This window comes from Butyrivibrio sp. AE3006 (genome assembly GCF_000424165.1).
Classification (GTDB): Bacteria; Bacillota; Clostridia; order Lachnospirales; family Lachnospiraceae; genus Butyrivibrio.
In genome coordinates this window covers 47,742-71,790 of sequence record NZ_AUJJ01000013.1, presented here as the reverse complement: position 1 = coordinate 71,790, position 24,049 = coordinate 47,742, and the positions used below count along the sequence as shown (strand labels likewise).

Here is a 24,049-nt window from a genome sequence, read left to right as displayed (position 1 = left end):
ATAATACAAAAAATGACAAAATGCACAATAATTTTAAAAAATGTACTTGATTTCGTGAAAAATGTGATATATATTTAAACCACGAAAACGTTTTAGTAGTTTCGAGGGGAGCATTTATGGCACGTAGAATTTCACTTAAAGACATTGCAACAGCTTGTAATGTGTCGGTGGCTACGGTTTCCAAGGCCCTCAATGATCAGGATGATATTGGTGAGAAGACCAAAGAACACATCCGCGAAACTGCTGCAGAGATGGGATATTTTCCGAATTTCGCAGCGAAAGCTCTTAAGACAAACAGAACCTACAATATAGGAGTACTGTTCGTCGATGAAGCGCAAAGCGGACTTACACACGATTACTTTTCGAGCGTATTGGACAGTTTTAAGAGAACTGTTGAGGCTGGTGGATACGATGTGACGTTTATAAGTGGTGGCGTGATGGCCAACCGAAATATGTCATATTTAGAGCATGCTCGATATAGGAATTTCGATGGTGTGATGATAGCCTGCGTAGATTTCATGGATCCGCAGGTAGGGGAACTTGCCAGAAGCGCAATTCCGCTGGTGACGATCGATTACGTGTTCAATGATCGTTCGGCTATCATTTCTGATAATGTACAGGGAATAAGTGATCTGCTTACATATGTATATAAGCAGGGTCACAGAAAAATAGCATATATTCACGGAGCTGATTCGTCAGTAACCCAGGCCAGATTGAAGAGCTTTTACAAGACGGCTATGGAGCTGGGGCTTGAGATTCCCGAGGAATATATACTGGAAGCCGATTATCGAGACACAGTTGGCGCATTTAACGCAACAAACAAATTATTGGAGCTTAAAGATAGGCCCACATGTATCTTATATCCTGATGATTTTGCCGCATTTGGTGGAGTTAATGCTATAAGAGGCAAAGGCCTCCGAGTTCCGGATGACATTTCGATTGCCGGATACGACGGAATTGAGATTGCTATGAGATACAGTCCGCAGCTGACTACCATAGTCCAGGACACAGAGAGTCTTGGAAGAAAAGCTGCAGAGAAATTGATCGATTCTATTGAAAATCCGATGACAACCTTCAGCGAACAGGTTGTTGTGAGCGGTAAGCTTAATGAAGGTGAATCAGTAGGAGAGATCAGAGAGTAACCATAAAGGTGGGAGGTTAGATATGAAAGGTTTTTGGGAAAACACATGGAAACACAGAGCACATGTCGTTATGGCATTGCCGGTATTCCTGATTTTGTTCTTTATTATGTATGTGCCTATGGCAGGTCTTGTCATGGCGTTTAAGAATTTCAATTACGCAGACGGAATATGGAAGAGTCCCTGGAATGGTTTGGAGAACTTCAAATTCCTGATAGCGTCTAAGGCAACATTCATTTCCATAACAAGAAATACAATTCTGTATTACCTGTTGTTTACAGTTATAGGAACACTTCTTAACGTAACACTTGCTATCATGATTGACAGACTTGTGTTCAAGAAGATGGCTAAGACAATGCAGACACTGATGATCATTCCTGTTTTCATTTCATATGCAGCAGTTCAGTTCATCGTATATGCATTCATCAGTTCAGACACAGGTATCATTAACCACATGTTCGGTACTTCAACAAGATTTTACTCAAGCGCAGGACTCTGGCCATGGATACTTCTTGTAGTAAAAATCTGGAAGGATACAGGTTACGGTTCAGTTCTTTATATGTCAGTTCTTGCAGGAATTGATTCAGAGCTCTATGAAGCTGCTGATATCGACGGTGCAAACGGATGGCAGAAGATATGGCACATCACCATTCCTTCACTTATACCTATGATCACAGTAATGCTTCTTCTTTCAGTAGGAACAGTAATGCACTCTGACACAGGTCTTTTCTATCAGGTAACACGTAACAGCGGAACGCTTTACAGCACAACTCAGGTTATTGACTCATATGTACTTAATGCTATTTTCAAGAATTCAAACTTTGGATTCGTTGCAGCTACATCTTTCTTCCAGTCAGTTGTTGGACTTTTACTTATGCTTGTAGCTAACTTTTCCGTTCGTAAGATCGCACCGGAAAATGCATTGTTCTGATTAGAGATTTGGGAGGAAAAGAGAAATGGCAAAAAATAATAAGGACTTAGAGCCTTCTAAAAAAGAAAAAGTAACAGTTGCACAGATTATATTGGCAATAATACTTCTTGCTTACACAGTGTTTGCGTTTTTACCTGTAGAGCTTACATTTGTGGCAGCGTTCACAGATGAAAAGAGTATCACACAGAACGGTTTCAGATTCTGGCCTCTTCAGTGGTCTCTGGCAGGTATGGGAACAGTTCTTCGTTATGGTCAGCAGCTTGCAAGATCATACGGCATAACAATTCTCGTAACAGTAGCAGGTACATTCCTTGGACTTTTATTTATGAGTATGTTCGCATATTCAATCAGCCGTAAGGAATTCAGACTTGCCAAGTTTTTATCGGTATTCCTGCTTATCCCCATGCTTTTCAATGGTGGTACGCTTTCAGGATACATCATTTTTACAAGTTACTATCATTTGAAGGATAGCCTCTGGCTTCTGATTTTGCCTCTGTGCGTATCCACAATGAACGTAATCATTTTAAGAACTTACATTGTAAACAGCATTCCCGGAGAGCTTATGGAAGCAGCCAAGATCGACGGAGCGGGTGAGTACAGAACCTTCTTCCAGATCACACTTCCACTTCTTAAGCCTTCACTTGCAGCCGTTGGTTTCATGATGGCTACAGCATACTGGAATGACTGGCAGAACGCACTGCTTTACATCGACTCTGATGCTAAGAAGCCTTTGCAGCTACTTCTTATCAACATTCAGAAGAGTATTGAGTTCCTTCTTAATAACTCTAACGTTCCTGCATCCGCAAGAGCAGCTATGGGAGGAACAATACCGCAGTACTCAGCAACAATGGCAACAGTTCTCGTAGTTATTGGACCTATCATGGTAGTATATCCGTTCTTCCAGAAATACTTCATTAAAGGATTGACGGTAGGTTCTGTTAAAGGATGATATTCTAGCCCGCTACATAGTGTTTCGGGATGAATATAAATAATTTTAGCCTAAAAGGGGGGCAAAAAATGAAGAAAAAAGTTATTTCAACACTCATGGCAACAGCTATGGTAACATCATTACTTGCAGGATGTTCTTCATCTTCAAGTACACCTGATGCAGGTACAACAGAAGCTCCTGCAGCAGAGTCAACAGAAACTGCTACAGAAGAGACAGCAGAAACTGCTACAGAAGAGACAACAGAAGCTGCTGGGGACACAGCTGAGGCTGAGACTCCTGTAGAGGAGAAGGCTGCTGATGGCGCAACAACAATTAACGTTTACAGATGTACATTCAACCTTGCAAATCCTGATTCAGAGCAGGTTCAGAAGGTTGAGGATGCTATCAACGCATACATCGCAGGCAAGATTCCGGTACAGATTAAACTTACAGACGTAGGTTCTGGTGAGTACACAGACAAGGCGAACCTTGCACTTGCTAACAACGAGATCAACCTTCTTTGGACAGCTTCATGGGAAGGCACAATCGGAACAAACGATCTTGTTCCTGCAAACGCTGTATATGATCTTTCAGACATCCTTCCCGGAACAGACCTTTACAATTCAATGGATGAAGGTCAGTGGGAAGCAGCTAAGTATGATGGAAAAATGTATTTCGTACCTGTATACAAGGATAACGTAGAAGGTTACGACTTCATGTTCCGTCAGGATCTTATCGATCAGCACAATTGGGATATCAGTTCTGTAAAAGAGCTTAAGGACCTCGAGCCCATGCTCGCAGATGCTAAGGCTGATGGCCTCAAGTATCCTTTCCTTACTCAGAAGACAGCAATGTTCTACAGATGGTACATCGATAACTTCGATTTCTTCACAGCTGATTCTGCTACAAACTTCGTAGCTGTAGACAGAAAGACTGATGAAGTAGTAGACACAATTCTTACTCCTGAGTATAAAGAGTTCTGCACACTTATGGGTGAGTGGGCTGATAAGGGCTACATCTCAGAAGATGACTACACAAAGGTTACAACAGATACAACAACTCAGACACAGGATTGGGCTGTTTCATGGTGGACAGATATCCCGGTTAACGACGAAGCAGATGCTCGTTATGGCCAGGATGTAACAATGCAGCCTGCTACAAACAGATGGGCACATTCAACATCAGCTCTTGGTTCATGCTACTGCGTAACAGCTAATTCAACACCTGAGCAGGCTAAGGCTTGTGTAGACTTCCTTGGTCTCCTTTACACAGATTCAACACTTGCTGATATGTACACATTTGGTATCGAGGGTGAGGACTTCACATACGATGCTAACCACCAGGTTACACAGACATCTGAGAAGTACAACCACTCAATGTGGGAGTCTGCTAGTGCTACAATCGTAACACCTCTTGACAACGAGCCTGCAAACAAGGCTGAGCTTTACAAGGACTTCAACGGTGGTGCTAACACATCTAGCGCAGCTGGATTCCGTTTTGACAAGAGCCCTGTAGAGAGCCAGTATGCAGCATGTGCTAACGTATCCGGTGAGTACGGATTCAACCTTGAGAACGGTGGCGTTCCTGCAGCTGATGTAGAATCTACAATCGAAGCTTATCAGGCAGCTCTTGACGAAGCAGGTTACCAGGACGTTCTTGCTGAGTTCCAGAAGCAGTATGACGAGTGGAAGGCTTCCAAGTAATTTGGAAAATTTCTCTAATAACTAAAACAACCGGGAAAGGCTTCGGCGAAATTAGTCGCCGGAGCTTTTTCCTTTTTATGGCAATTTTCAGCCTCGTCCAAATTCTTTGTTGTGACGAGGCTGTTTTATACATTTTTTCTAAAAATATAATTTTCGGGTAATACCTATAATAGACGAATTTAGGTATGATTATATTAGTGAAATTGCGTATATTTTTATGGATTAAGTCATATCTATTGTGAGTTGGGACATGCCGGTTGAAAGGAGTCTATGCCATGCTTAAAGATTTCGTTAAAACAGATATACCTGAGGAAGAGGAGCTTACAGCTAAGCTTAAGGAGGAAAGGGCCAGATTATCGGCTTTTCAGATGAAAATAAAGGAGGCGGGACTTCCCGTAATGGTGCTGTTTGAGGGCTGGAATGCAGCGGGAAAAGGCGCTATTATCGGAAAAGTCATAAGGAACATAGATCCAAGGTTTTTCCGTGTGGCAACCATGGACAGAGAGCCCAGCGAAGAGGAAAAGCGTTATCCTTTCCTTTATCGCTTTATTAAGGAAATCCCGGAGGCAGGAAAATTCAGGTTTTTCGACACCTGCTGGATGGAAGAGGTGGTTGATGGCGTATTGGATGGCAAATTGACCGAGGAAGTCTATCAGAAGAGAGTCCATTCCATTAACGTAATCGAGAGGCAGCTTTGCGATAACGGATACCTGGTGGTTAAGCTGTTTTTCCATATATCCAAAAAAGAGCAGAAAAAGCGTCACGATGCCTTGAGAGATAACAAGAATACCAGCTGGCGTGTTCAGGAGGATGACCTTCTTCAGAATAAACAATATGACAAGTGCATGGATGTTTTCGACAGATATTTAAGTGATACGAACCAGTCCAGGGCACCCTGGTACATCATTGATGCCACCGATAAAAAGTGGGCTGAGCTGCAGGTTTTGCAGTTCCTTAATCAGGGAATTGATACGGCTCTTAAGAATCACGCCATGAATGTTCCGATCTTACAGAATACTTTTCCTATGCATAAGCTTCCGAAGCTTTCGGAGATATCGCTCACGGATAAGGTTATGTCGGATGAAGAGTATGATATAGAGCTTAAGGCACTTCAGAAGGAGCTCAAAGAATTAAATAACAAGGTTTATCGAAAGAAAATTCCTGTAATTATCGCATACGAGGGATGGGATGCCGCAGGAAAAGGCGGAAATATCAAGCGAATCACAGCGGCCCTTGATCCAAGAGACTATGTTGTTGAGCCTATAGCAAGTCCTGAGCCCCATGAAAAGGCCAGGCATTATCTGTGGCGCTTCTGGACAAGACTTCCAAAGACCGGCCATATAACCATATTTGACCGTACCTGGTATGGAAGAGTAATGGTTGAGAGGTTAGAGGGGTTCTGCTCTGAAAACGACTGGCAAAGGGCATATAACGAGATTAACGAGTTTGAGAAAGAACTCAGTGACTGGGGCGCCGTTATAATCAAATTCTGGGTACAGATTGATAACGGAACACAGCTTGAGCGATTCACAGACAGGCAGAATACCCCTGAAAAGCAGTGGAAGATTACCGATGAAGACTGGAGAAATCGTGAAAAATGGGATCTCTATGAGACGGCCATTGACGAGATGATTGCCAAAACCAGTACTGAGTTTGCACCATGGCATATTTTGGAATCTGTTGATAAGAAGTATGCCAGAGTAAAAGCACTGAAAATCGTCATTAAAGAGCTTAAGAAGGCTCTTGATGAGAAAAAGTAGGGATTTGTCCGATAATATACAAAAAGCGCTTAAAACGCGAAATAGGAGATTTTTTTACATAGAAAATCCGGAGACAGATTTGATTCTGCTCCGGATTTTCGTTATTTACGCCTTACGACGATTATTTAGCTTTTCTGAAGGATCAGTTCAGATTACTGAGCTGCCTTTCTAGCCTCGATCATAGGCTGATACTTATCTGTATCAAATGCAGTAAGATCTGCCCATCCAAGACCTTCGAGCTGTGTTACCATGTCATCCCACTGAGCATCGAAGTCAGCGTCGTCAGCTGCGAATACCATTCTCCAGGAAGAATCCTTGATGAGGTCGCCGCACTGCTTACGGATAAGGCTGATATCTGTTGTATCGATTGCAAGAGCTTTGTTGATGCTGGGAACAACTGTCATCATGCCGTTCTTGTTGAGGTACTCAACGTCGTCAGCTGCACCAAACTTCTCAGACCACTCCTTGGTTGTCTTTGTCTGGTTCATCTCGATTGTTGTTGACCACATATCAGAAGCATAAGGCTCGCCTGTTTCAGGGTTAATATCACAAGAAGCTACAATCCACTGGTTGATCTGGTTGTTACCATCATTCCAGTTGCCGCCGCCGAGTTCATCGGGAACGATAACTTCTGCTGAGAATCTGTTAAGACCATCTTCTGTAAGTGTGTACTTGCCGTTTTCAACTGTGTATGTAAGGCCTTCTGTACCGGCGTGCTGAATCTGAACACCCTCGGGTGAAGCATACCAGTCAAGGAACTCCATAAGTCTTGCAAAGTTCTCGTCGCTAACCTGAGAACCAACTGCAAGAACACGACCGTCGCCGTAGTAAGTATCAGATGCCTGATAAAGGTTTGTATCAGCAACAGGAATTTCTACGTAGTTTGTGCCTTCCTCGCCTCTTGCAGGGCTGTTCCAGAAACCATACTGCCAGCTATACCAGTAGAGGTATACTCTCTTGTCCTGCATCTTGGAAACGATTGCGTTCCAGTCCTGAGTAGCAGAATCGGGATCTACAAGACCCATCTGATTTGCCTGATAGAGGAACTTAAGCATCTTGTAGTAAGCACCGTCCTTCTCTGTAAGAGGAGCGATGGAGTTGTCTGTTCCGATAAGTACGGAACCATTAACTTCCTGGCCATACCACTTTGTAAGCTGAGCTACGTTCTCCATGTACTGGCTATCCCAGTCTTTCCAAAGGCTGATAGCGTAAGCCGGATCACCATTGTCGTTTGTAGGATGAGCATCCTGGATTGACTTTAAGCAAGCAAGAAGGTCATCGAGGTTCTGAAGGTCAGGAGCACCAACTTCGTTGTACATATCCCATCCCATACGAGGGTATGAGTATACGTGAAGCTGCTTGTACTCTGTAGGACCATTGTTGTTCATTTCAAGCGGAATAGCATAGATCTTAGATCCGTCACCCATCATGGAGTTGAATTCTTTGATCTGCTTTTCATATTTCATGAGGTTAGGATACTGTGAGATAACATCTGTGAGGTCATGGATAAGTCCTGACTCTACACATTCCTGCATATCTGCATTGTCGAGGATGATGAGATCTCCAAGTGCGCCTGCTGCGCAGCGTGTCTGGTAAAGAGCAGCGCCATCACCTGCAACCTGAGGTGCGATGATGTTGAGTTCCATGTTGAACTTGTCCTTAACGATTTTGCCGTACCATCCGGGCTGAATACCCTGGAAGTTAGCAGCTACATTGTAGAAATCAACGGTGTAAGTCTCGTCGTGGCTTGCTGCGGGAGCCTCGCCAGCGTCTGAAGCCTCTGCTGTGTCAGTAGCTTCTGTTGTTTCTGTTGCGTCAGATGATGTTTCTTCTGCGGGAGCCTCTGTCTGGGCTGCCTCAGTAGATCCGCCGTCAGTGGTTTCAGGGGCTGATCCGCCTGTACTTCCGCCACAACCGGCAAGCATGCTCACTGTCATCAGTGTAGTGAGTGCCAATGATGTAACTTTTTTCAGTTTCATTTTCATTCCTCCTTTTTGGATTTGAAGTTCTATATTCACCCCTTAAGGGGGTATTTACGTGAGTTTTTCACAAGGAAGTTCCGCTCTCGTTACGAGATTTATAAGGAAGTTCCGCTCTCGCTTTCGCTGAGCTTTTCACAAGGAAGTTCTGCTCTCGGGCAAGCCCTCGCCAGAACACGTTCGGGCTAAGCTCGTGTAATACCTCGCTAAGCCCTCTCAGCCTTTTACCGCACCAATCATAATTCCCTTTACGAAGTATTTCTGGAAGATCGGGTAAACCAGCATAATCGGCAGAACGACAATAACTGTTATAGTCATTCGTACACTTGTGGTGGTCTGTGTTGTAGCAGCAGCGGCTGCAAGAGACGCTGTACTTGATGTGCTCTGTGCCAGAGATGCCAGAGAGCTCGCCTGATTCAGATACTGATAAAGCACGAACTGAAGAGGATAGAGCTTGGTGTCTGTCATAAGGAGTAGTGTATCCTGGAATGCATTCCACTGGCTGACTGCAGAGAAAATAGCTACTGTAGCCATGATGGGCTTGATTACAGGGATAATTACACGGAAGAATACGGTAAGCACGCCTGCGCCGTCCATCTCGGCTGCTTCCTGGAGCTCCTTTGGAACGGATTCTACGAAGGTTTTGGTAAGTATCAGGTTAAAGGGTGATACTATCGCAGGAAGTATATATCCCCAGAAGTTATTTGTGAGGTGCATGGTCTTCATAACCAGGTACCAGGGAATGATTCCGGCGTTGAAATACATTGTTGCAACAACCAGCCTGTACCAGAACTTACGAGCCCACATTTTTTCCTGTGTAAACATGAAGCCCAGGAAAGCGGAAGCGAAAACCGTAAGGGCAGTTCCAAGAACAGTTCTCATAAGAGAGATCTTGAATGCCTGAGGAAGGCCTTCAATCCTGAATGCAGAGATGTAATTGTGAAAATGTATATTCTGCGGAAGGAAGAGAATATCACCTCTGGCACTTATGTCATTAGCACTGATTGTATTGATCATTATGTAGTAGAACGGGTACAGGCAGAGAAAAGCAGCTATTGTAAAGATGATATAGCACACAATCTCTACGGCTCTGTCACCGGCACTTACATGCATTTTGTGTTTTGTTTTTACCTGACTCATAGCTCTCCTCCAATTACAAAATACTTTCGCCGCGAATTACCTTGGACGCTTTGTTAACGATGAACAGAAGCACAAGGCTTACCAGACTCTTAAGCATACTGATTGCAACTGAAACTGAGTAACCACCGCTACCCATAGCCATGTTGTAAACATACAGGTCAAGAACCTGGATATAATCTTTGTTAAATGCGTTCTGGAATACGTAGTACTGCTCCATACCATTATTAAGGAAGTTCGCTACGTTAAGTACCAGAAGTACAAAGTAGGTAGGAAGAAGGCTTGGAATTGTGATGTGCCAGATGATCTGCATTCTGGTGGCACCATCAACTCTTGCAGCCTGGATCATTTCGTCATCGATACTGGAAATAGCAGCGATATACATGATAGCTGCCCATCCCAGGTTCTTCCATGTAAGCCATAACCACTGTGTAAACCAAACATGGGTTGAAGCCTGCAGGAAAAGAATAGGTGTATCGATTAATCCAACCTTCATAAGCAGGGAGTTAAGCATTCCGGTGCTGTTGAAGAGAGAAAATGCTATTGAATAAACCATAACCCAGCTCACGAAATTCGGAAGGGTTGTAACAGTCTGAACAAATTTACGGAATTTAACTCCGTGAATTTCATTGAGAAATACTGCGAATAACATAGGAAGCCAGCTGGTTCCGAGGGTAAGTCCGCTCATAGCAAATGTATTTTTAAGAACCTGAATGAGCTGCTTGATCTTTACGTCACTGCTTACCAGGGATGCGAACCATTTGCCTCCGACAAAAGCGCAATCGGCAAGGTCCTTCGGTGGTTTATAATCGTAGAATGCATACATCCATCCATAAAGCGGGTAGTAACAGAAGAGAAGCACCAGCACTATGAAAGGAACTACCAGAAGAAAAAGTTTGAATGAATATAACTTCTTTTTAGACAAGGGACACCTCCAAATTTCATCGTTTAGATACAGATTTCCTGAAAACCATTGAACAGGGAACGCTTATTACCTGAGGTTCATCAGGTATATTTTCAGTTGGATCTTCCTGCTCAAGCATATCAATGAGAAGATCAGCGGATATTCGCCCTATTTCTGTAAGCGGCAAAGCGGTTGTTGTGAGGGGCGGATAGAAATATTCCGAGATGCTCTCATTATCAAAACCTGCAACTGCGATATCTTCACCAATCTTAAGCCCGCATTCCATCAGATAATCATAGATGCCACCGGACATCTTATCTGAAATTCCGAAAAATGCGGTTACGCCCTGAGGTAAAAGGGCTTTTGCACCTTCATAACCGGATTCACGACTCCAGTCTCCGTAGTATACAAGGTTCGGATCAAACAAAAGACCATTCTCGAACAGTGCTCTCTGATACCCCAGAAGTCTTTGACCTGTATGGATGTTCTCTGAACGTCCACCCACAAAACCGATCCGCTTGTGTCCATTCTTAATCAGATGGGTAACTACTTCACATGCGCTCTTTTCATCCTCAATCACAACAGATGGTATTGATGGAGAATTGGAAAATGCATAGCACATGACTGCCGGCATAGCAAAATCATCGTTGAAGCAATTGATGATCCTTGTGTGTCCTGCGAGATATATTACGCCATCGACACGGGCTGATAAAACATCCTGAAGAACCGGATCCAGTACTGAGTGATAGGCTTCATCCTGGTTGTACCAGGTATCCGACCATCTGTCATAGAGACGAAGGTTATGTACAAAAACATGGTAGTCACGCTTTTCACATTGGGCCATTATGCTTTCGATAATAGCGGGACATGTAAATTGTGCTATGTCTTCTGCTACGATTGAGATAACTTTTGTACGTTTTGCACGAAGACCTTGTGCCATGTAGTTTGGTTTATAACCGGTTTCCTTGATAACCGTGAGAATTCGATTTTTGGTTTCTTCGCTTGTTTTCGCCTTTCCATTTATAACATTTGACACTGTAGTCGCTGAAACATTGCATATTTCTGCGATTTCTTTAAGAGTAACCATTTTAGCTCCTAATTTATGGACTATACGTCAAACTTGCCAATGTATTAAGTAAATCGATAAACTATATGTTGAATTTTATAACCGAGAGGTTTACGTGTCAACAACAATTATTGACAATTTGTATAAAAATATTGCTATATACTTTATTTTATTGTGCAAATGGCATTGACATTGAGGTTGACCAATCGTAACATGAAATAGATTAGTAAAACGATTCACAGCTAACTTTGTTTAAACCTAAGAAAGAGAGGAATTGTCATGATTTATTACGTTGATGCCAATGCTTTCCGTGATGGTGACGGAAGTGAAAACAGACCCTTCAGATATATAAATGACGCTGCCAGAGTGGCAGTAGCCGGGGACGAGGTAATCGTTAAGCCCGGTATATACAGGGAGCGAGTTGTTCCTAAGAATGCGGGTACCGCAGATAAGAGGATTGTATATCGCTCAGAAGAGCCCCTTGGAGCAGTTATTACAGGTGCAGAGCTTGTAACCGGTTGGACTAAGGTTAAGGGCAATGTATGGAAGGTTACTGTTAAGAACAGTATGTTTGGCGATTATAACCCTTACACCACAAGAGTTTACGGTGACTGGTATTTCTCTCCCGAGATTAGACATACAGGTGCGGTATTCCTCAATGACCATATGATGTATGAGACCACATCCCTGGTTGAATGTCAGAAGGGAAAAGCTGATCCTTTAGCTTGGAACAAGGATGATGCTATGTACCTTTGGTACACCGAGCAGGATGGAGAAACAACTGTTATTTATGGAAATTTCCAGAAGCTTGATCCTAATAAGGAAAAGGTTGAGATTACAGTAAGAAGAAACTGCTTCATGCCTGACGAAAATTACAGAGATTATATTACTGTAAGCGGCTTTAATATCAACAAGGCTGCTACAACCTGGGCGCCTCCGGCAGCTTATCAGGACGGAATGATCGGCCCCCACTGGAGTAAGGGCTGGATCATAGAGGATTGTGAGATCTGGGGCAGCAAGTGCTGCGGTATTTCTCTTGGAAAATACTGTGACCCTGAGAATGATATGTATTTCACAGTTAAAAAGGTAAAGAGCCCTACACAGATGGAAAGAGATGCCGTATGCCGCGGTCAGTACCACGGATGGCTCAAAGAAAAGGTAGGTCATCATTTGATCCGTCGCTGCCATGTGCATCACTGTGAGCAGACCGGTATCGTAGGCAGAATGGGCGGTGTTTTCTCAACAATTGAGGACTGCGAGATTCATGATGTATGTACATCTCAGCAGCTTGGCGGCGCTGAGACAGCAGGAATCAAGCTTCATGCAGCAATTGATGTAACTATCAGAAGAAACCATATCCATCACAGCATCATGGGTGTATGGCTTGACTGGCAGGCTCAGGGAGCAAGAGTTACCCAGAACTTCATGCATGACAATACAAGGCCTGAAGGCGTTGAACAGGCTAGAGGCGCAATGTTCAATACCGACGTGTTTATAGAGGTAGGTCACGGCCCCACACTTATTGACAACAATATCCTGCTTTCACCTGTGGCTATCACAATTCCCAGTGAGGGCATAGCTGTTATCCACAACCTGATTCTTGGTGGCTTCAGCCTTATCAATTCAGGTGTAGACAGCATTATAAACGGACAAAGAGAGCCCAGATACACACCTTACCATATTCGTCACCGCACAGAGGTTGCAGGCTTTATGACCATCCTTCACGGTGATGACAGGATTTACAACAACATTTTCCTGCAGCAGCACAAGATCAATGATAAAAAGAAGACCGCAGCAGATGCTGATTACATGGTTGTAGGTACCGCTCCCTTTGATATTTTCCCGACTTATGAGGAGTGGAGTGCTCAGTTCGAGTCAGATAAGGATCCCGATATGGGAGCACTTGCAACTGCACACTTTGGACACCTTCCTGTATGGGTATCTGGAAATGCATATTTTGGTGGAGCTACGGTTTGCAAGCATGAAAAAGAAAAGCTCGTAGACAAGAAATCCAAGGTCTCAGTGAAGGTTAAAGAAAAGGATGGAAGCTGGTACATCCAGAGTGACCTCTTTGGAAAGCTCGGTGATTTCACAGATGGAATCATTACAACGGATACCCTGGGAACAGCCTTTGAGCCTGAGCAGAGATTCGAGAATACGGATGGAACGCCAATTACCTTTGATAAGGACTACTTTGGCGGACACAGAAGTAATGCACCGATTCCCGGACCTTTTGCTGAATTTAAGGGAAAAGAGCTGCTTGTTTGGAAAATGGCATAAGATTTTTGTATATGAAGTAGCGTAATAAAAAATACAAAATAACATTAATAAAGAGGTTTCGATATCTATGCGAAACCTCTTTATTTATTGTATAATGTTTATTGGGCAAATTTCTTTTTGTGGATAAAAGAGAGGGGGACTTAAGATGAAACGAAAGGTTCTGTCGTTGATTCTCGTCATTTCTATGACCATATCTGGTTGCGCATTAGGTGGTAATGGCAACGATTCTAGCTCTTCAGGCAATCTTATCAAAAAAGCGACCGAAAAAGTCAATCAGGCAAATTCTGCGGAGGAATCAGCTTCCGGTGAGACGACTCCTGAAGTAACTGACGAAATACCGGAGAATAAAACTGAAAATACCGATAATGTCGAGGTTGACCAGGATAGTACCAAGGAGGCTTCGAGCCAGGCTGACAGCGGCTTTAAGGCGACTAAAGTATCTTTGCTTGGTGATACAGAAGAGAAATATTACGATGAAAACATTGTTCCTTCCGTACCTGCATATAAGGTTGCGGAGGACTTCTCCAATGTTGAGTACGCCGATAAATTCTCGTATTTCTTTGATCCGGCTGAGGATACAAGCTATAACCATGTGAATGAATTGCGTGAAGCTCTTATAAAGAATTCCTTTGCTGTGAGGCGTGATGGCGGAGACGAGTTCTTTGATATCTACGAATCCAATCGCTATATGATGTTTCCGAACTTTATAACGGTTGATTCACTGATGCATACCTATCATCTGTATTTTGCGCATCTGATGAAAACCACGGAGAAATCCTATCTGTCAGAGAGGCTTGAGATCCTTACGACCACAATGCTTGATCTGACATCAGCGCAGTATGATGAGCTTAAGGGTACAGATTTTGAGGCGGCTGCGTTCAATAATCTGGTTTTCTTTAATGTAGGTGCAAAGCTCCTTGAACTGCCGGGGGCAGACAAGGTAAGCGATTCTACAGTGATCAGTACATCAGACGATGAATATCAGAAGATTAAGGCTGCAAAATCCGCCGATCTTTGCAGTATTACCGGAGTTATGGAGGATTATACCCAGTATAAACCAAGGGGTTATTACGAAGGTGACGCCACACTTGAGAAGTACTTCAGATGCATGATGTGGTATGGACGCATTCCATTCATCCTTGGCAGTGAAGAGAGTGTTGGAAGTGCGCTGCTTATGACCAGTGCCATAGAGCAGGATCTTTCAGATTGGGATAGCATTTACACTATAACCAGTTTCTTTGCAGGAGCCTCTGATGATGTGGGATACCCGGAATTCGAGACAATGGTAAAGGATTCTTATGGAAAAATACCTGAAACTGCAGAAATCGCCTCAAACAGCGATGCCTTCAGTAAGCTTGTAGAAGCTTCTAAAACAGTGGAACCGCCAAAGATCAACTCAGTCCCCGTAGGAGAAGATGAGGAGAATGTGATACCATCCTTCAGATTCATGGGACAGAGATTTACAATTGACGCAGCGATTATGCAGCAGCTGGTTTACAGGGCTGTTGAGGAGGATTCCAAGGGCAATCGGCGTATGCTTCCCGACACTCTTGATGTGGCTGCAACCCTTGGCTCAAAGGAGGCTTATTCCATACTTGAGGAGCAGGGTGACACCGACTACAAGAATTATACCGACAATATGACATTTCTTAACGGATATTTTAATAATTCCGATCCAGCCCTTTGGAATGCTAGTTTGTACTCCGGATGGCTCAATACATTACGGCCGTTATTCAAAGAAAAGGGCAAGGGCTATCCCTCATACATGCAAAGTGAGGAATGGCAGAAAAAGGATCTGGAAACCTTCGCAGGCTCCTATGCGGAGCTTAAGCATGACACAATCCTCTACGCTAAACAGATTATGGCAGAAATGGGCGGCGGCGAAGATGAAGAGATAATCGACGACAGAGGTTACGTAGATCCTGAGCCTGAGATATACAGCAGATTTGCTTTTCTTTCTAAGAAGACCAAGGATGGTTTGGATGAGCTGGGAATGATCAGCGAAAGTGACAAAGAGGAACTTGATAAACTCACTGAGATTGCAATGAATCTCCTAAAAATATCTGAAAAGGAGCTCCAAAACGAGACACTTACAGATGAAGAGTATGAGCTCATCAGATGCTACGGCGGAGATATCGAGCATTTCTGGTATGAAGCAAATAAGAACGACGTAGATGATCTTTGCTATCCATATCAGGCACCCTGTCCTGTTATTGCAGATATTGCCACAGATCCAAACGGAGAAGTACTTGAAGTTGGAAGCGGTCAGGTAGACCTCGTTTATGTTGTTTTCCCTATTGATGGCAAGCTTCATGTAGGAAGAGGAAGTGTGTACAGCTTCTATCAGTTCACAACAGGTATGGATAACCGAATGACTGATTCTGAGTGGAGAGACATACTCAGAGGCGGACATTATGACGAAGACTGGAACTGGATCCCGGATGAGAATAAGCCGGAACAGCCCGCATGGACTCAGAGTTACCGAATTGACTGATGATGAAAAAAAGAGCCGGAATAATTAAAAAATCAGTATGGCTGCTGCTTTTATTAGTGGCAGCCATTTGCTGCATATACGCCTCTAAAAGCCCATATTTCAGGGTTAAGTGGCAGGATAAGTCCTTTACATCAAAACAGGGCTTATTTCTTGAGCTTAAAGCGAAAAGAGTCACTTTAAAAGCTTCTGATGGCAGCCCGATTTGGCACAGTGAGAAAAAGCTCCGGGTTCAGGATGCTTTTATCGAGGATGTGGATAGAAACGGTGATGAAGAGCTGGTTTTGCTTGTCTGGAAAAGAGGAAAGTACGGCAAACACAGACCATTCTGGGTAAAAAGCGACGAGATATGGTTGTCTCAGCATATTTTTATCTATGACATTGCGGAAGAGGGCGTAAAACAGAAGTGGTTTGCCTCAGACATAGGCCGCATAGTCACAAGGATGAAGGTGGTAAGCGAAGAAAATGCCTTTTTCCTGGTGGAGGATGAGAGCGGTGACAATACCCTGTGGAGGTGGAGTTCATTTGGGTTAAAGAACTTTGATAACGGGGTTAAGTTCGTAGCTTTTGGGGATAATTTAATTCATAAGGATGTCTATGAATATGCTTATCAGCGGCAGAAGGGGAATTTTGACTTCCTTTACGAGCCCTTTATAGGCGAGATTCAAGGCGCTGACATAGCTGCGATTCAGGCGGAAACAGTTCTTGTAGATAAGGATCAGGCTGTAAGCGGCTATCCTGCCTTCGGATCCCCCATAGCAGTGGGAGAAGCCATAAAAAACGCGGGTTTTGACGTAGCTGCCTGTGCCAATAACCACTGTCTGGACAAAGGAATGTATGGTATAGATGTAAGCACAGATTTTTACAGGGAAAACGGCATAACCTGTGTGGGGATCCAGGGAACATCTGATACTGAGTACAGACCTTATGAAATCATCAGTAAAAATGGCATAAAATTTGCTCTTTTCGCCTATACATACGGAACAAACGGCAACGAAGCTCCGGCAAAATATCCGGCGGCGGTACATTACCTCCCAAAAACTACCGAAGAAGAGACCCGGTTTGTGGAAGAGATAAGAAAGGCCCGGGAAGATACGGATTTTACAGTTGTTTTCGTGCATTTTGGAGAGGAATACAATACAGAAGTCACAGAAGACCAAAAGTATGTGACAGAGCTTCTGGCTGAGGCCGGGGCTGATGTGGTAATCGGTGCTCATCCTCATGTGGTTCAGGAGATGAAGATGATGGATAGACCTGACGGCGGACAAATGCTTGTGTATTATTCGCTGGGGAATTTCAGGTCGGCTAAAATGAAGGACAGAAATGCGGATATCGGCGGAGAAGCGGTCTTTACTGTGTGGCACACATTCGACGGTGTAGGCCTTAAAGACTATGAAATGAAGGAGATAAATACTTTTTACAAATAGTTGATGTCATGACATCAATACAACAAAGCAACATGATGTGCGCTGGGAGAAACCAATTACCTCCAGGCGCACTATTTTATTAATTTTAAATTTATAGGTTGTTAATGGAATTTGAGCTTTTTGCTGTTTAAAATTATTTTATGTAGCTGTGCAATGAGAGTCTTTTTGTAGTCATACAGCGCAGGTAACGCCTATGCATAGATCCAAGCAAAAGTTATATCTTCGCAGGATTGGTATCTTTTTACTGATAATGACAATCACAGCGGGGGTCATGATTGGCATATTCTATAAACTATATGATGCATCTAAGCAGAGCATCATTGGTTCATGGCGCAATAAAACAAAAGAAATCGCGCAGGAATTCAGTTATTACATAAAAATGCCCATGGATGCTGTTTCATTTTCAGCCATCAAGGTCAATGAGATGCTTAAGGACAATGTTCCGGAAAATGAAGTTGGGCGCTATCTGATAGACGAAACCCAGGTTTATTCAACCATAATCAGCGATAATACCACCGGTATTTACGGATATTACAGAGGAACCTATCTCGATGGAAGCGGATGGACACCGCCGGAGGATTATGAACCAACCAGCAGGCCCTGGTACATTGATGCGGTCAAGGGCGATGGTGAAATTGTCACGGTTAAACCATATAAGAATTTGCAGACATTTACTATGATGATGTCTGTTTCACAGCTTCTTGATGATGGCGAGAGCGTGGTCTCTATGGATATTTTCATAGATGGCGTCCAGAAAATGATAGAGGATATCTCTGAAGACAAGCATATACAGGAAGCCTTTGTTATCGACAAAAACGGATTTATTGTGGCCCATACAGATAGTAATAAGATAGCGGTTCACCTCAGTTATGACGGCAATGAAACGGATAGAGAGCTCTATGAGATTCTTAAAAAAGAGGATCGCAATTATGTTGAGTTTTCGTCTTCCGACGGAAGTAACATCGTTTTCATCGAGGATGTGAACGGTGTATGGAAAACCGTGGTGGTTTTGGATAAAAGAGATACGTTTTCATCTCTTAAATCCATCTATGTTATGTCGGGAGCAGTCCTTTTTGCCATTGCCATGACGCTGATCCTTTTGTTTATGTATCTGAATGAGAAGCACAGGGAAAATGTGGAGCTTAGCAGGGAAGTTGAGGCTATAGCTGATATTTATATGATCGTCCTAAAGATCGATCTGGTGCGGGATACGGTAAAGACTCTGCGTTTTAATAAAGGCGATGCCAGAAGTTTTCAGAGCAGTTTCAAGAACTACAGGCATAGTGCGCTTAAAATGGCTGATCAGATAGCATCAGGTCAGTTTAAGGCGCTTTTGGAACGGTTTATGGACCCCAATACGCTGGAAAAACGTCTGGAGGGAATTAATTCAATCTCCCAGGAATTTATAGATTATAACAACAGATGGATGCGCATCAGATTTATTGTTGTAGACAGAGACGAAAAGGGATCACTGCAACAGGTCATTCTGGCCTTTGAGTCCATTGATGAGGACAAAAAGAGGCAGGAAGCCTTCAAAAAGCTGTCTGAAACAGACAGAATGACAGGAATAAGAAACCGCGGAAGCGGAGAATCCATGATAAAGAGCAGGCTTGCAGAAGGAAGAAGCGGCATGTTCTGCGTAATGGATGCGGACAATTTTAAATCTATAAATGATAATTATGGTCACAAGGTTGGAGATAAGGTGATCATTGAGATGGCAAAATGCATGCAGTCTGCCTTCAGAGATTCTGATGTGGTATTCAGACTTGGAGGCGATGAATTTGCTGCCTTTGCAGATGGCGTAGAAAATGAGAGCGTAGGACGTCTGGTAATAGGACGTTTCTTTGAAGCTATTAACAATATGAGTATCCCGGAACTTGGGGATAGAAAAGTCAGCATCAGTGTCGGTGCCGCTTTCTATCCTTCGTCCAACGTGGATACATTTGACCTGTTATATATGCGCGCAGATGAAGGCGCATACGAAAGCAAGAGATATGAAGGAAACTTCATAACCTTTAAATAGCCTATCTTGAAGTCCAGTACATGTTTCTGAACTCGGTAGGTGTGCAGTTTTTGATGATCTTAAACATTCTGATAAATGAGGACAGAGACGGGAAGCCGCAGTTAAGGGCTACGTCTGTTATGGAGTTCCTGGGATCTATCAGGTATGTTTCTGCCTTGGCTATACGTTTCTGATTGACATATTTGTAGAAAGAAACGTTGGTAAACTGCTTAAATCTGCGGGAGAAATAAAACTTACTGAATCCGCTTTTTCCGGCAATCTCATCAAGGCTTAAATCTTCGGAGCAGTGCTCCTGAATATAATCACAGATTTCAATAAATCTCTCGAAATACTCGTCTCTGCGGACATGCTCCACAGGGTCATCTTCAACGCTTCTCTTTACGAAATTCTTGCCGATGCAGGAGAGGAATTCAAGAAGCTTACAATATATGTCCACCTCTGAAAAAGAGGCATTTTCTTTGTAAATCTCAGCAATCTCCAACAAAATAGAGCGAACTTTGGTATAGATCTGGGGATAATCCTCAGGTGTAACAACGATGTAGGGAGACATGATGCTGATAAGTGTCTCCACCTCGTGCATAAATCTCAGCTCAGTGGTATCGGGCTGGAAAATAATACGCTGACCTTCCTCCGGTGCCTTAATAGAGTGAATACAGCCTGGGCAGATTATGATGATATCACCCTCGCGAAGGCTTACGCTCTCCCCTGCGCAGTTTAAGTCATAGCAGCTGCGAATGGGCATAATAATCTCGATTGCAGCGTGCCAGTGTGGGGGATAATCCTCATACTCATCATTGTCATAGAGCTTAAGAGATGTGCTCTGCTTATAATTGACGGTTTCAACCAGTCCATTTAATGTTTCGATCATATTTAATACCTCTTATGCGCCTGTTTATCCATGTTTATGGCGCAATAACTCTTAAAACTCCCTGCGGATTCCCCCTCTAAAAAGCGCAAGAATTATTAATTGATATGTACTATTTTATTACAAAAAGATGCTCTAATAACAATTAAAAATTGCTATTTATTGCTTAAAAGTTGCTGTTTATCCCATGTTTTTCTATGTTTTGCCCAAAAATCCGAGCAATAATTAGTAGCTAATTAACAAGCATTGAAAAGATTAAGATTTTAAGCTGTGTTATTTTGTTATTACCAAAGAATTGATTCATTTTAAGGAGACAAATATGAGCAAAGAAAGAGAGCCCTTAGTTACACATATTTTCACAGCTGACCCTTCAGCTCATTATTTTAATGGCAAGATCTATGTGTATCCTTCACATGACGTTCCGCATAACGGCGAGGATAATGACAACGGTGATGAATATCAGATGGAGGATTATCACATTCTCTCCATGGATGAGATTGGAGGAGAGGTTACAGATCACGGCGTAGCCCTCAGCATGCATGATGTGCCCTGGGTCAGAGACCAGATGTGGGCTCCTGATGCAGTTTGCAAGGATGGAAAATACTATCTGTTTTTCCCTGCAAGAGATAAGGAAGGCAACTTCAGACTGGGCGTTGCTGTAAGCGACAAGCCGGAAGGCCCCTTCACACCTGAGGAGAAATGCATCGAGGGAAGCTTTAGTATCGATCCCTGCTCATTTATGGATGATGATGGCAAGGTTTATGTATATTTTGGCGGACTTTGGGGAGGACAGCTTGAGAAGTACAGAACAGGCAAGTTCAATCCTGAGGGAACAGAGCCTGAGAAAAATGAACCCGCTGTGTGCCCTAAATGCGCACTTATGAGCGATGATCTTAAGTCATTTGCAGAAAAGCCCGTAGATATCCAGATCCTTGACGAGGACGGCAATCCGCTTCTTGCAGGAGATGAGGATCGTAGATATTTTGAGGGCCCCTGGATGCACAAGTATAACGGCAAGTATTATTTCTCATATTCTACAGGAACAACCCATTATATCTGCTATGCAGTCGGCGATAAGCCCTATGGTCCTTTTACCTATAAGGGACGCATAATGGAGCCTGTTATCGGTTGGACAACTCATCACTCAGTAGTTGAGGTTGAGGGAAAATGGTACCTCTTCTACCATGACTGCGAGCTGTCAGGCGGTATCAACCACAGAAGATGCGTGAAATATACTGAGCTTCACTACAATGAGGATGGCACTATTTTGACAATCCATCCCTATGACCACAAGAATTGAAGAACTTAGGGAGAGATAGTCACTTCAATTTGTGGTCATAGCACACCTATTTAGGTAAAACCTATAAGATACTTCCTTGTTAATAACTTCTTCGAAGCGTATAATTACGTTATGCACAATTTAATTCATGCAAAAGAGGAGGTATTGGGGATGCAGGAAGTATATGAATTCTTAAAAAAGTGCGGAACTTACTATTTGGCAACGGTTGATGGGGATCAGCCCAGGGTTCGTCCTTTCGGAACCGTTGATATTTTCGAGGATAAGCTTTATATCCAGACCGGTAAGGTTAAGGATGTTTCCAAGCAGATTCAGAAGAATCCCAAGGTTGAGATCTGCGGATTCGCAGAGGGACAGTGGGTAAGAGTTGCAGGCGAGCTTGTTCGCGATGACAGAGTAGAAGCTAAAAAGCACATGCTTGACGCTTATCCGTCACTTCAGGGCATGTATTCAGCAGAGGATGACAATACAGAGGTTCTGTATTTCAAGAATGCTGTTGCAACCTTCGCATCATTTGGCGGAGAGCCCAAAGTAGTTAAATTTTAATAAAGTTTCTAAACAATCGACGCAGGTTTACGTAAACCTGCGCCGTTTTTTTAGGTATTTACTGCCTTTACACCCCCATTTTGCGTAAAAGTGCACTTGTTGATGAAAAAGCGTTATTTTCATATAATTAATGAAAAAATAATATCAGTGAATTACTACGTTGAGACATAAAAGAGATTTGCAGAATTGAGGGGGCTATAAAGCATGAGAAAGATTATCTGCAGCATTTTAGTTTTAAGCGTTTTGTCGCTGACGGCTTGTGGCAGTAAAGCACCGGAAGAAGCAAAGGGAGAGTTCAGCCCGTCGCTTGATACAAACACTGAGTGCAGTCTTACTGTGGCCGGAAGCTACGATAATTTCGAGGCCTTAGAGGCCGAATTTGACAGATTCAACGAGATATATCCAAATGTTCAGCTTAACTATGTGAAGCTTGATGACTATAACAATGTATTGAACACAGCGCTGGAAGGCGATGACAAGCCCAATATTTTCTTTACCTTTGCCTCGATGGTGGACGACGAAAAATACAGTCACATTTTTACTCATACTGAGGATTTGTCGGACTCCGCTCTTGGCCTTAATCTTGGCTGCATTCGCGAAGGCCTTATTTACCATGATGATGAAAACCATGTAATGATGGTGCCGGTTTTTTCAAGAAGCTATGGCATGCTGGTGAACAACGATCTTTTTGAAAAAGAAGGATTAAAAGTTCCCACCACATGGAATGAGCTTTTAGATGTGTGTGAAAAATTTAAAAGTAAGGGCTATGCAAATCCTATGATGGGTTACAGTGCAGGGTCATCCAGCTGTTTCATGTACACAGTTGCTTATCCCATGTTTATAGCCAGCCTTGCAGAAAAGCAGGAAGCCCTTGATCTTGCCAATAAACTCGATCCTGCGGCAGGAGAATACATGCGCCCTGCCTTGGAAGCTGTTGAGAATCTGGTTCAAAGCGGATGCATTGATATTGCTGAATGCGATAAGATCGAGGACAACTACACTGAGGTGATTCTGCGCTTTTTTGAAGGCGATGTACCTATGATGATCTGTAGCGGAGATACTGTATCCGGAACCAGGAAACGTGAGACCCAGTCTGAAGCCTTTTCCCAGAATCCCTTTAGTTACACATTTTCACCGATACCTTTGACTGATAAGGGCGGATACTTTATTGACAGTCCTTCCGTGGAGTTTTCCGTAAACAAGGAATGCGAAAATCTGGACATGACCAATGAGTTTATGCGTTTCCTTATAACAAATAAGGAGCTGGATCAGATGGCTTCTGTGAAGCGTCTTGTAACTCCCACATCGGATCTATCTTTTGATGCTGTTTATGCGCCTTTTGGACAGGTACCTGCGGATCGCACAATTTCCCCTGAGGTAATCGGTATCACAGATCCCCTCACAGTACAGATTAAAGGTGCGGCTTATCAGGTTGGAAAAGGCGAGATCACCATTGATGATGCTGTTTCCATGTATGGAACCTTTGAGTGAAAATAGCGCAAATGCAAGGAAGAACCTACTGTTATGATATAATTGTCTGGCAAGAATTTGACAATTGGGATGCCTTGGAGGA

The 24,049-nt window shown here is 43.2% G+C and carries 17 protein-coding genes; 12 read left to right on the top strand and 5 right to left on the bottom strand.

The genetic code is table 11. From position 1 onward, the window contains the following. Nucleotides 1-116 precede the first annotated feature (116 nt). The 5 genes from G603_RS0108930 (at nucleotide 117) to pap (ending at nucleotide 6,461) form a co-directional block, all read left to right on the top strand. Nucleotides 117-1,142, top strand: a complete 1,026-nt coding sequence (locus G603_RS0108930; protein WP_026670006.1) for a LacI family DNA-binding transcriptional regulator — start codon at nucleotides 117-119, stop codon at nucleotides 1,140-1,142. Between the two features lie 22 nt (nucleotides 1,143-1,164). After that, complete coding sequence (locus G603_RS0108925; RefSeq protein WP_026523963.1) at nucleotides 1,165-2,070, top strand: ABC transporter permease; 906 nt, start codon at nucleotides 1,165-1,167, stop codon at nucleotides 2,068-2,070. 25 nt (nucleotides 2,071-2,095) lie between these two features. Beyond that, nucleotides 2,096-3,019 (top strand): carbohydrate ABC transporter permease, encoded by a 924-nt coding sequence (locus G603_RS0108920; protein WP_026523964.1) that lies wholly within the window; start codon nucleotides 2,096-2,098, stop codon nucleotides 3,017-3,019. A 68-nt stretch (nucleotides 3,020-3,087) separates the two neighbouring features. Then, the gene (locus G603_RS0108915; RefSeq protein WP_026523965.1) at nucleotides 3,088-4,701 is read left to right on the top strand and encodes an ABC transporter substrate-binding protein; all 1,614 of its coding nucleotides are present in this window, start codon (nucleotides 3,088-3,090) and stop codon (nucleotides 4,699-4,701) included. A gap of 275 nt (nucleotides 4,702-4,976) precedes the next feature. Continuing rightward, nucleotides 4,977-6,461 (top strand): polyphosphate:AMP phosphotransferase, encoded by a 1,485-nt coding sequence (gene pap / locus G603_RS0108910; RefSeq protein WP_026523966.1) that lies wholly within the window; start codon nucleotides 4,977-4,979, stop codon nucleotides 6,459-6,461. Nucleotides 6,462-6,613: 152 nt separating this feature from the next. Here the strand turns inward: pap and G603_RS0108905 are convergent, their stop codons facing one another. The 4 genes from G603_RS0108905 to G603_RS0108890 all read right to left on the bottom strand — a co-directional run bounded on the left by G603_RS0108905 (nucleotide 6,614) and on the right by G603_RS0108890 (nucleotide 11,568). Continuing rightward, the gene (locus tag G603_RS0108905; RefSeq protein ID WP_026523967.1) at nucleotides 6,614-8,440 is read right to left on the bottom strand and encodes a sugar ABC transporter substrate-binding protein; all 1,827 of its coding nucleotides are present in this window, start codon (nucleotides 8,438-8,440) and stop codon (nucleotides 6,614-6,616) included. Nucleotides 8,441-8,656: 216 nt separating this feature from the next. Further along, nucleotides 8,657-9,580, bottom strand: a complete 924-nt coding sequence (locus tag G603_RS0108900; RefSeq protein ID WP_026523968.1) for a carbohydrate ABC transporter permease — start codon at nucleotides 9,578-9,580, stop codon at nucleotides 8,657-8,659. Between the two features lie 13 nt (nucleotides 9,581-9,593). Next, entirely contained in the window at nucleotides 9,594-10,502 is a 909-nt protein-coding gene (locus G603_RS0108895) for an ABC transporter permease subunit (RefSeq protein ID WP_026523969.1), read from the bottom strand. A gap of 16 nt (nucleotides 10,503-10,518) precedes the next feature. Beyond that, nucleotides 10,519-11,568: a LacI family DNA-binding transcriptional regulator gene (locus G603_RS0108890; RefSeq protein WP_026670005.1), complete on the bottom strand. Its 1,050-nt coding sequence runs from the start codon at nucleotides 11,566-11,568 to the stop codon at nucleotides 10,519-10,521. A gap of 258 nt (nucleotides 11,569-11,826) precedes the next feature. On the opposite strand from G603_RS0108890, the gene G603_RS0108885 reads away from it, so the two are divergent. The 4 genes from G603_RS0108885 to G603_RS21480 all read left to right on the top strand — a co-directional run bounded on the left by G603_RS0108885 (nucleotide 11,827) and on the right by G603_RS21480 (nucleotide 19,768). Next, nucleotides 11,827-13,827, top strand: coding sequence for a right-handed parallel beta-helix repeat-containing protein (locus G603_RS0108885; protein ID WP_026670004.1), 2,001 nt, complete (start codon nucleotides 11,827-11,829; stop codon nucleotides 13,825-13,827). A 145-nt stretch (nucleotides 13,828-13,972) separates the two neighbouring features. Then, the gene (locus G603_RS19800; RefSeq protein ID WP_051207670.1) at nucleotides 13,973-16,321 is read left to right on the top strand and encodes a DUF3160 domain-containing protein; all 2,349 of its coding nucleotides are present in this window, start codon (nucleotides 13,973-13,975) and stop codon (nucleotides 16,319-16,321) included. Beyond that, nucleotides 16,321-17,745 carry a CapA family protein gene (locus tag G603_RS21485; RefSeq protein WP_051207668.1) on the top strand — a complete coding sequence of 475 codons (1,425 nt, stop codon included), beginning with the start codon at nucleotides 16,321-16,323 and terminating at the stop codon, nucleotides 17,743-17,745. The genes G603_RS19800 and G603_RS21485 overlap by 1 nt, the downstream gene beginning before the upstream one ends. Before the next feature lie 193 nt (nucleotides 17,746-17,938). After that, a complete protein-coding gene (locus G603_RS21480; RefSeq protein WP_081669874.1) occupies nucleotides 17,939-19,768 on the top strand; it encodes a sensor domain-containing diguanylate cyclase in 1,830 nt (609 codons plus the stop codon). A 1-nt stretch (nucleotide 19,769) separates the two neighbouring features. Here G603_RS21480 and G603_RS0108865 read toward each other — a convergent pair whose 3' ends face one another. Then, nucleotides 19,770-20,636 (bottom strand): AraC family transcriptional regulator, encoded by an 867-nt coding sequence (locus G603_RS0108865; RefSeq protein WP_026670003.1) that lies wholly within the window; start codon nucleotides 20,634-20,636, stop codon nucleotides 19,770-19,772. A gap of 316 nt (nucleotides 20,637-20,952) precedes the next feature. Between G603_RS0108865 and G603_RS0108860 the strand changes: the two genes are divergently transcribed. The 3 genes from G603_RS0108860 (at nucleotide 20,953) to G603_RS0108850 (ending at nucleotide 23,967) form a co-directional block, all read left to right on the top strand. Next, complete coding sequence (locus tag G603_RS0108860) at nucleotides 20,953-21,933, top strand: glycoside hydrolase family 43 protein (RefSeq protein ID WP_026670002.1); 981 nt, start codon at nucleotides 20,953-20,955, stop codon at nucleotides 21,931-21,933. 150 nt (nucleotides 21,934-22,083) lie between these two features. Further along, a complete protein-coding gene (locus G603_RS0108855) occupies nucleotides 22,084-22,476 on the top strand; it encodes a pyridoxamine 5'-phosphate oxidase family protein (protein ID WP_026670001.1) in 393 nt (130 codons plus the stop codon). A gap of 204 nt (nucleotides 22,477-22,680) precedes the next feature. Beyond that, nucleotides 22,681-23,967 (top strand): ABC transporter substrate-binding protein, encoded by a 1,287-nt coding sequence (locus tag G603_RS0108850; protein ID WP_026670000.1) that lies wholly within the window; start codon nucleotides 22,681-22,683, stop codon nucleotides 23,965-23,967. Nucleotides 23,968-24,049: the final 82 nt, after the last annotated feature.

Coding starts and splice junctions, on each gene's coding strand:
- G603_RS21485 (WP_051207668.1), top strand. CDS start 16,321: ATGATGAAAAAAAGAGCCGGAATAATTAAAAAATCAGTATGGCTGCTG.
- G603_RS0108915 (WP_026523965.1), top strand. CDS start 3,088: ATGAAGAAAAAAGTTATTTCAACACTCATGGCAACAGCTATGGTAACA.
- G603_RS21480 (WP_081669874.1), top strand. CDS start 17,939: ATGCATAGATCCAAGCAAAAGTTATATCTTCGCAGGATTGGTATCTTT.
- G603_RS0108905 (WP_026523967.1), bottom strand. CDS start 8,440: ATGAAACTGAAAAAAGTTACATCATTGGCACTCACTACACTGATGACA.
- G603_RS0108885 (WP_026670004.1), top strand. CDS start 11,827: ATGATTTATTACGTTGATGCCAATGCTTTCCGTGATGGTGACGGAAGT.
- G603_RS0108890 (WP_026670005.1), bottom strand. CDS start 11,568: ATGGTTACTCTTAAAGAAATCGCAGAAATATGCAATGTTTCAGCGACT.
- pap (WP_026523966.1), top strand. CDS start 4,977: ATGCTTAAAGATTTCGTTAAAACAGATATACCTGAGGAAGAGGAGCTT.
- G603_RS0108850 (WP_026670000.1), top strand. CDS start 22,681: ATGAGAAAGATTATCTGCAGCATTTTAGTTTTAAGCGTTTTGTCGCTG.
- G603_RS19800 (WP_051207670.1), top strand. CDS start 13,973: ATGAAACGAAAGGTTCTGTCGTTGATTCTCGTCATTTCTATGACCATA.
- G603_RS0108860 (WP_026670002.1), top strand. CDS start 20,953: ATGAGCAAAGAAAGAGAGCCCTTAGTTACACATATTTTCACAGCTGAC.
- G603_RS0108900 (WP_026523968.1), bottom strand. CDS start 9,580: ATGAGTCAGGTAAAAACAAAACACAAAATGCATGTAAGTGCCGGTGAC.
- G603_RS0108930 (WP_026670006.1), top strand. CDS start 117: ATGGCACGTAGAATTTCACTTAAAGACATTGCAACAGCTTGTAATGTG.
- G603_RS0108855 (WP_026670001.1), top strand. CDS start 22,084: ATGCAGGAAGTATATGAATTCTTAAAAAAGTGCGGAACTTACTATTTG.
- G603_RS0108865 (WP_026670003.1), bottom strand. CDS start 20,636: ATGATCGAAACATTAAATGGACTGGTTGAAACCGTCAATTATAAGCAG.
- G603_RS0108925 (WP_026523963.1), top strand. CDS start 1,165: ATGAAAGGTTTTTGGGAAAACACATGGAAACACAGAGCACATGTCGTT.
- G603_RS0108920 (WP_026523964.1), top strand. CDS start 2,096: ATGGCAAAAAATAATAAGGACTTAGAGCCTTCTAAAAAAGAAAAAGTA.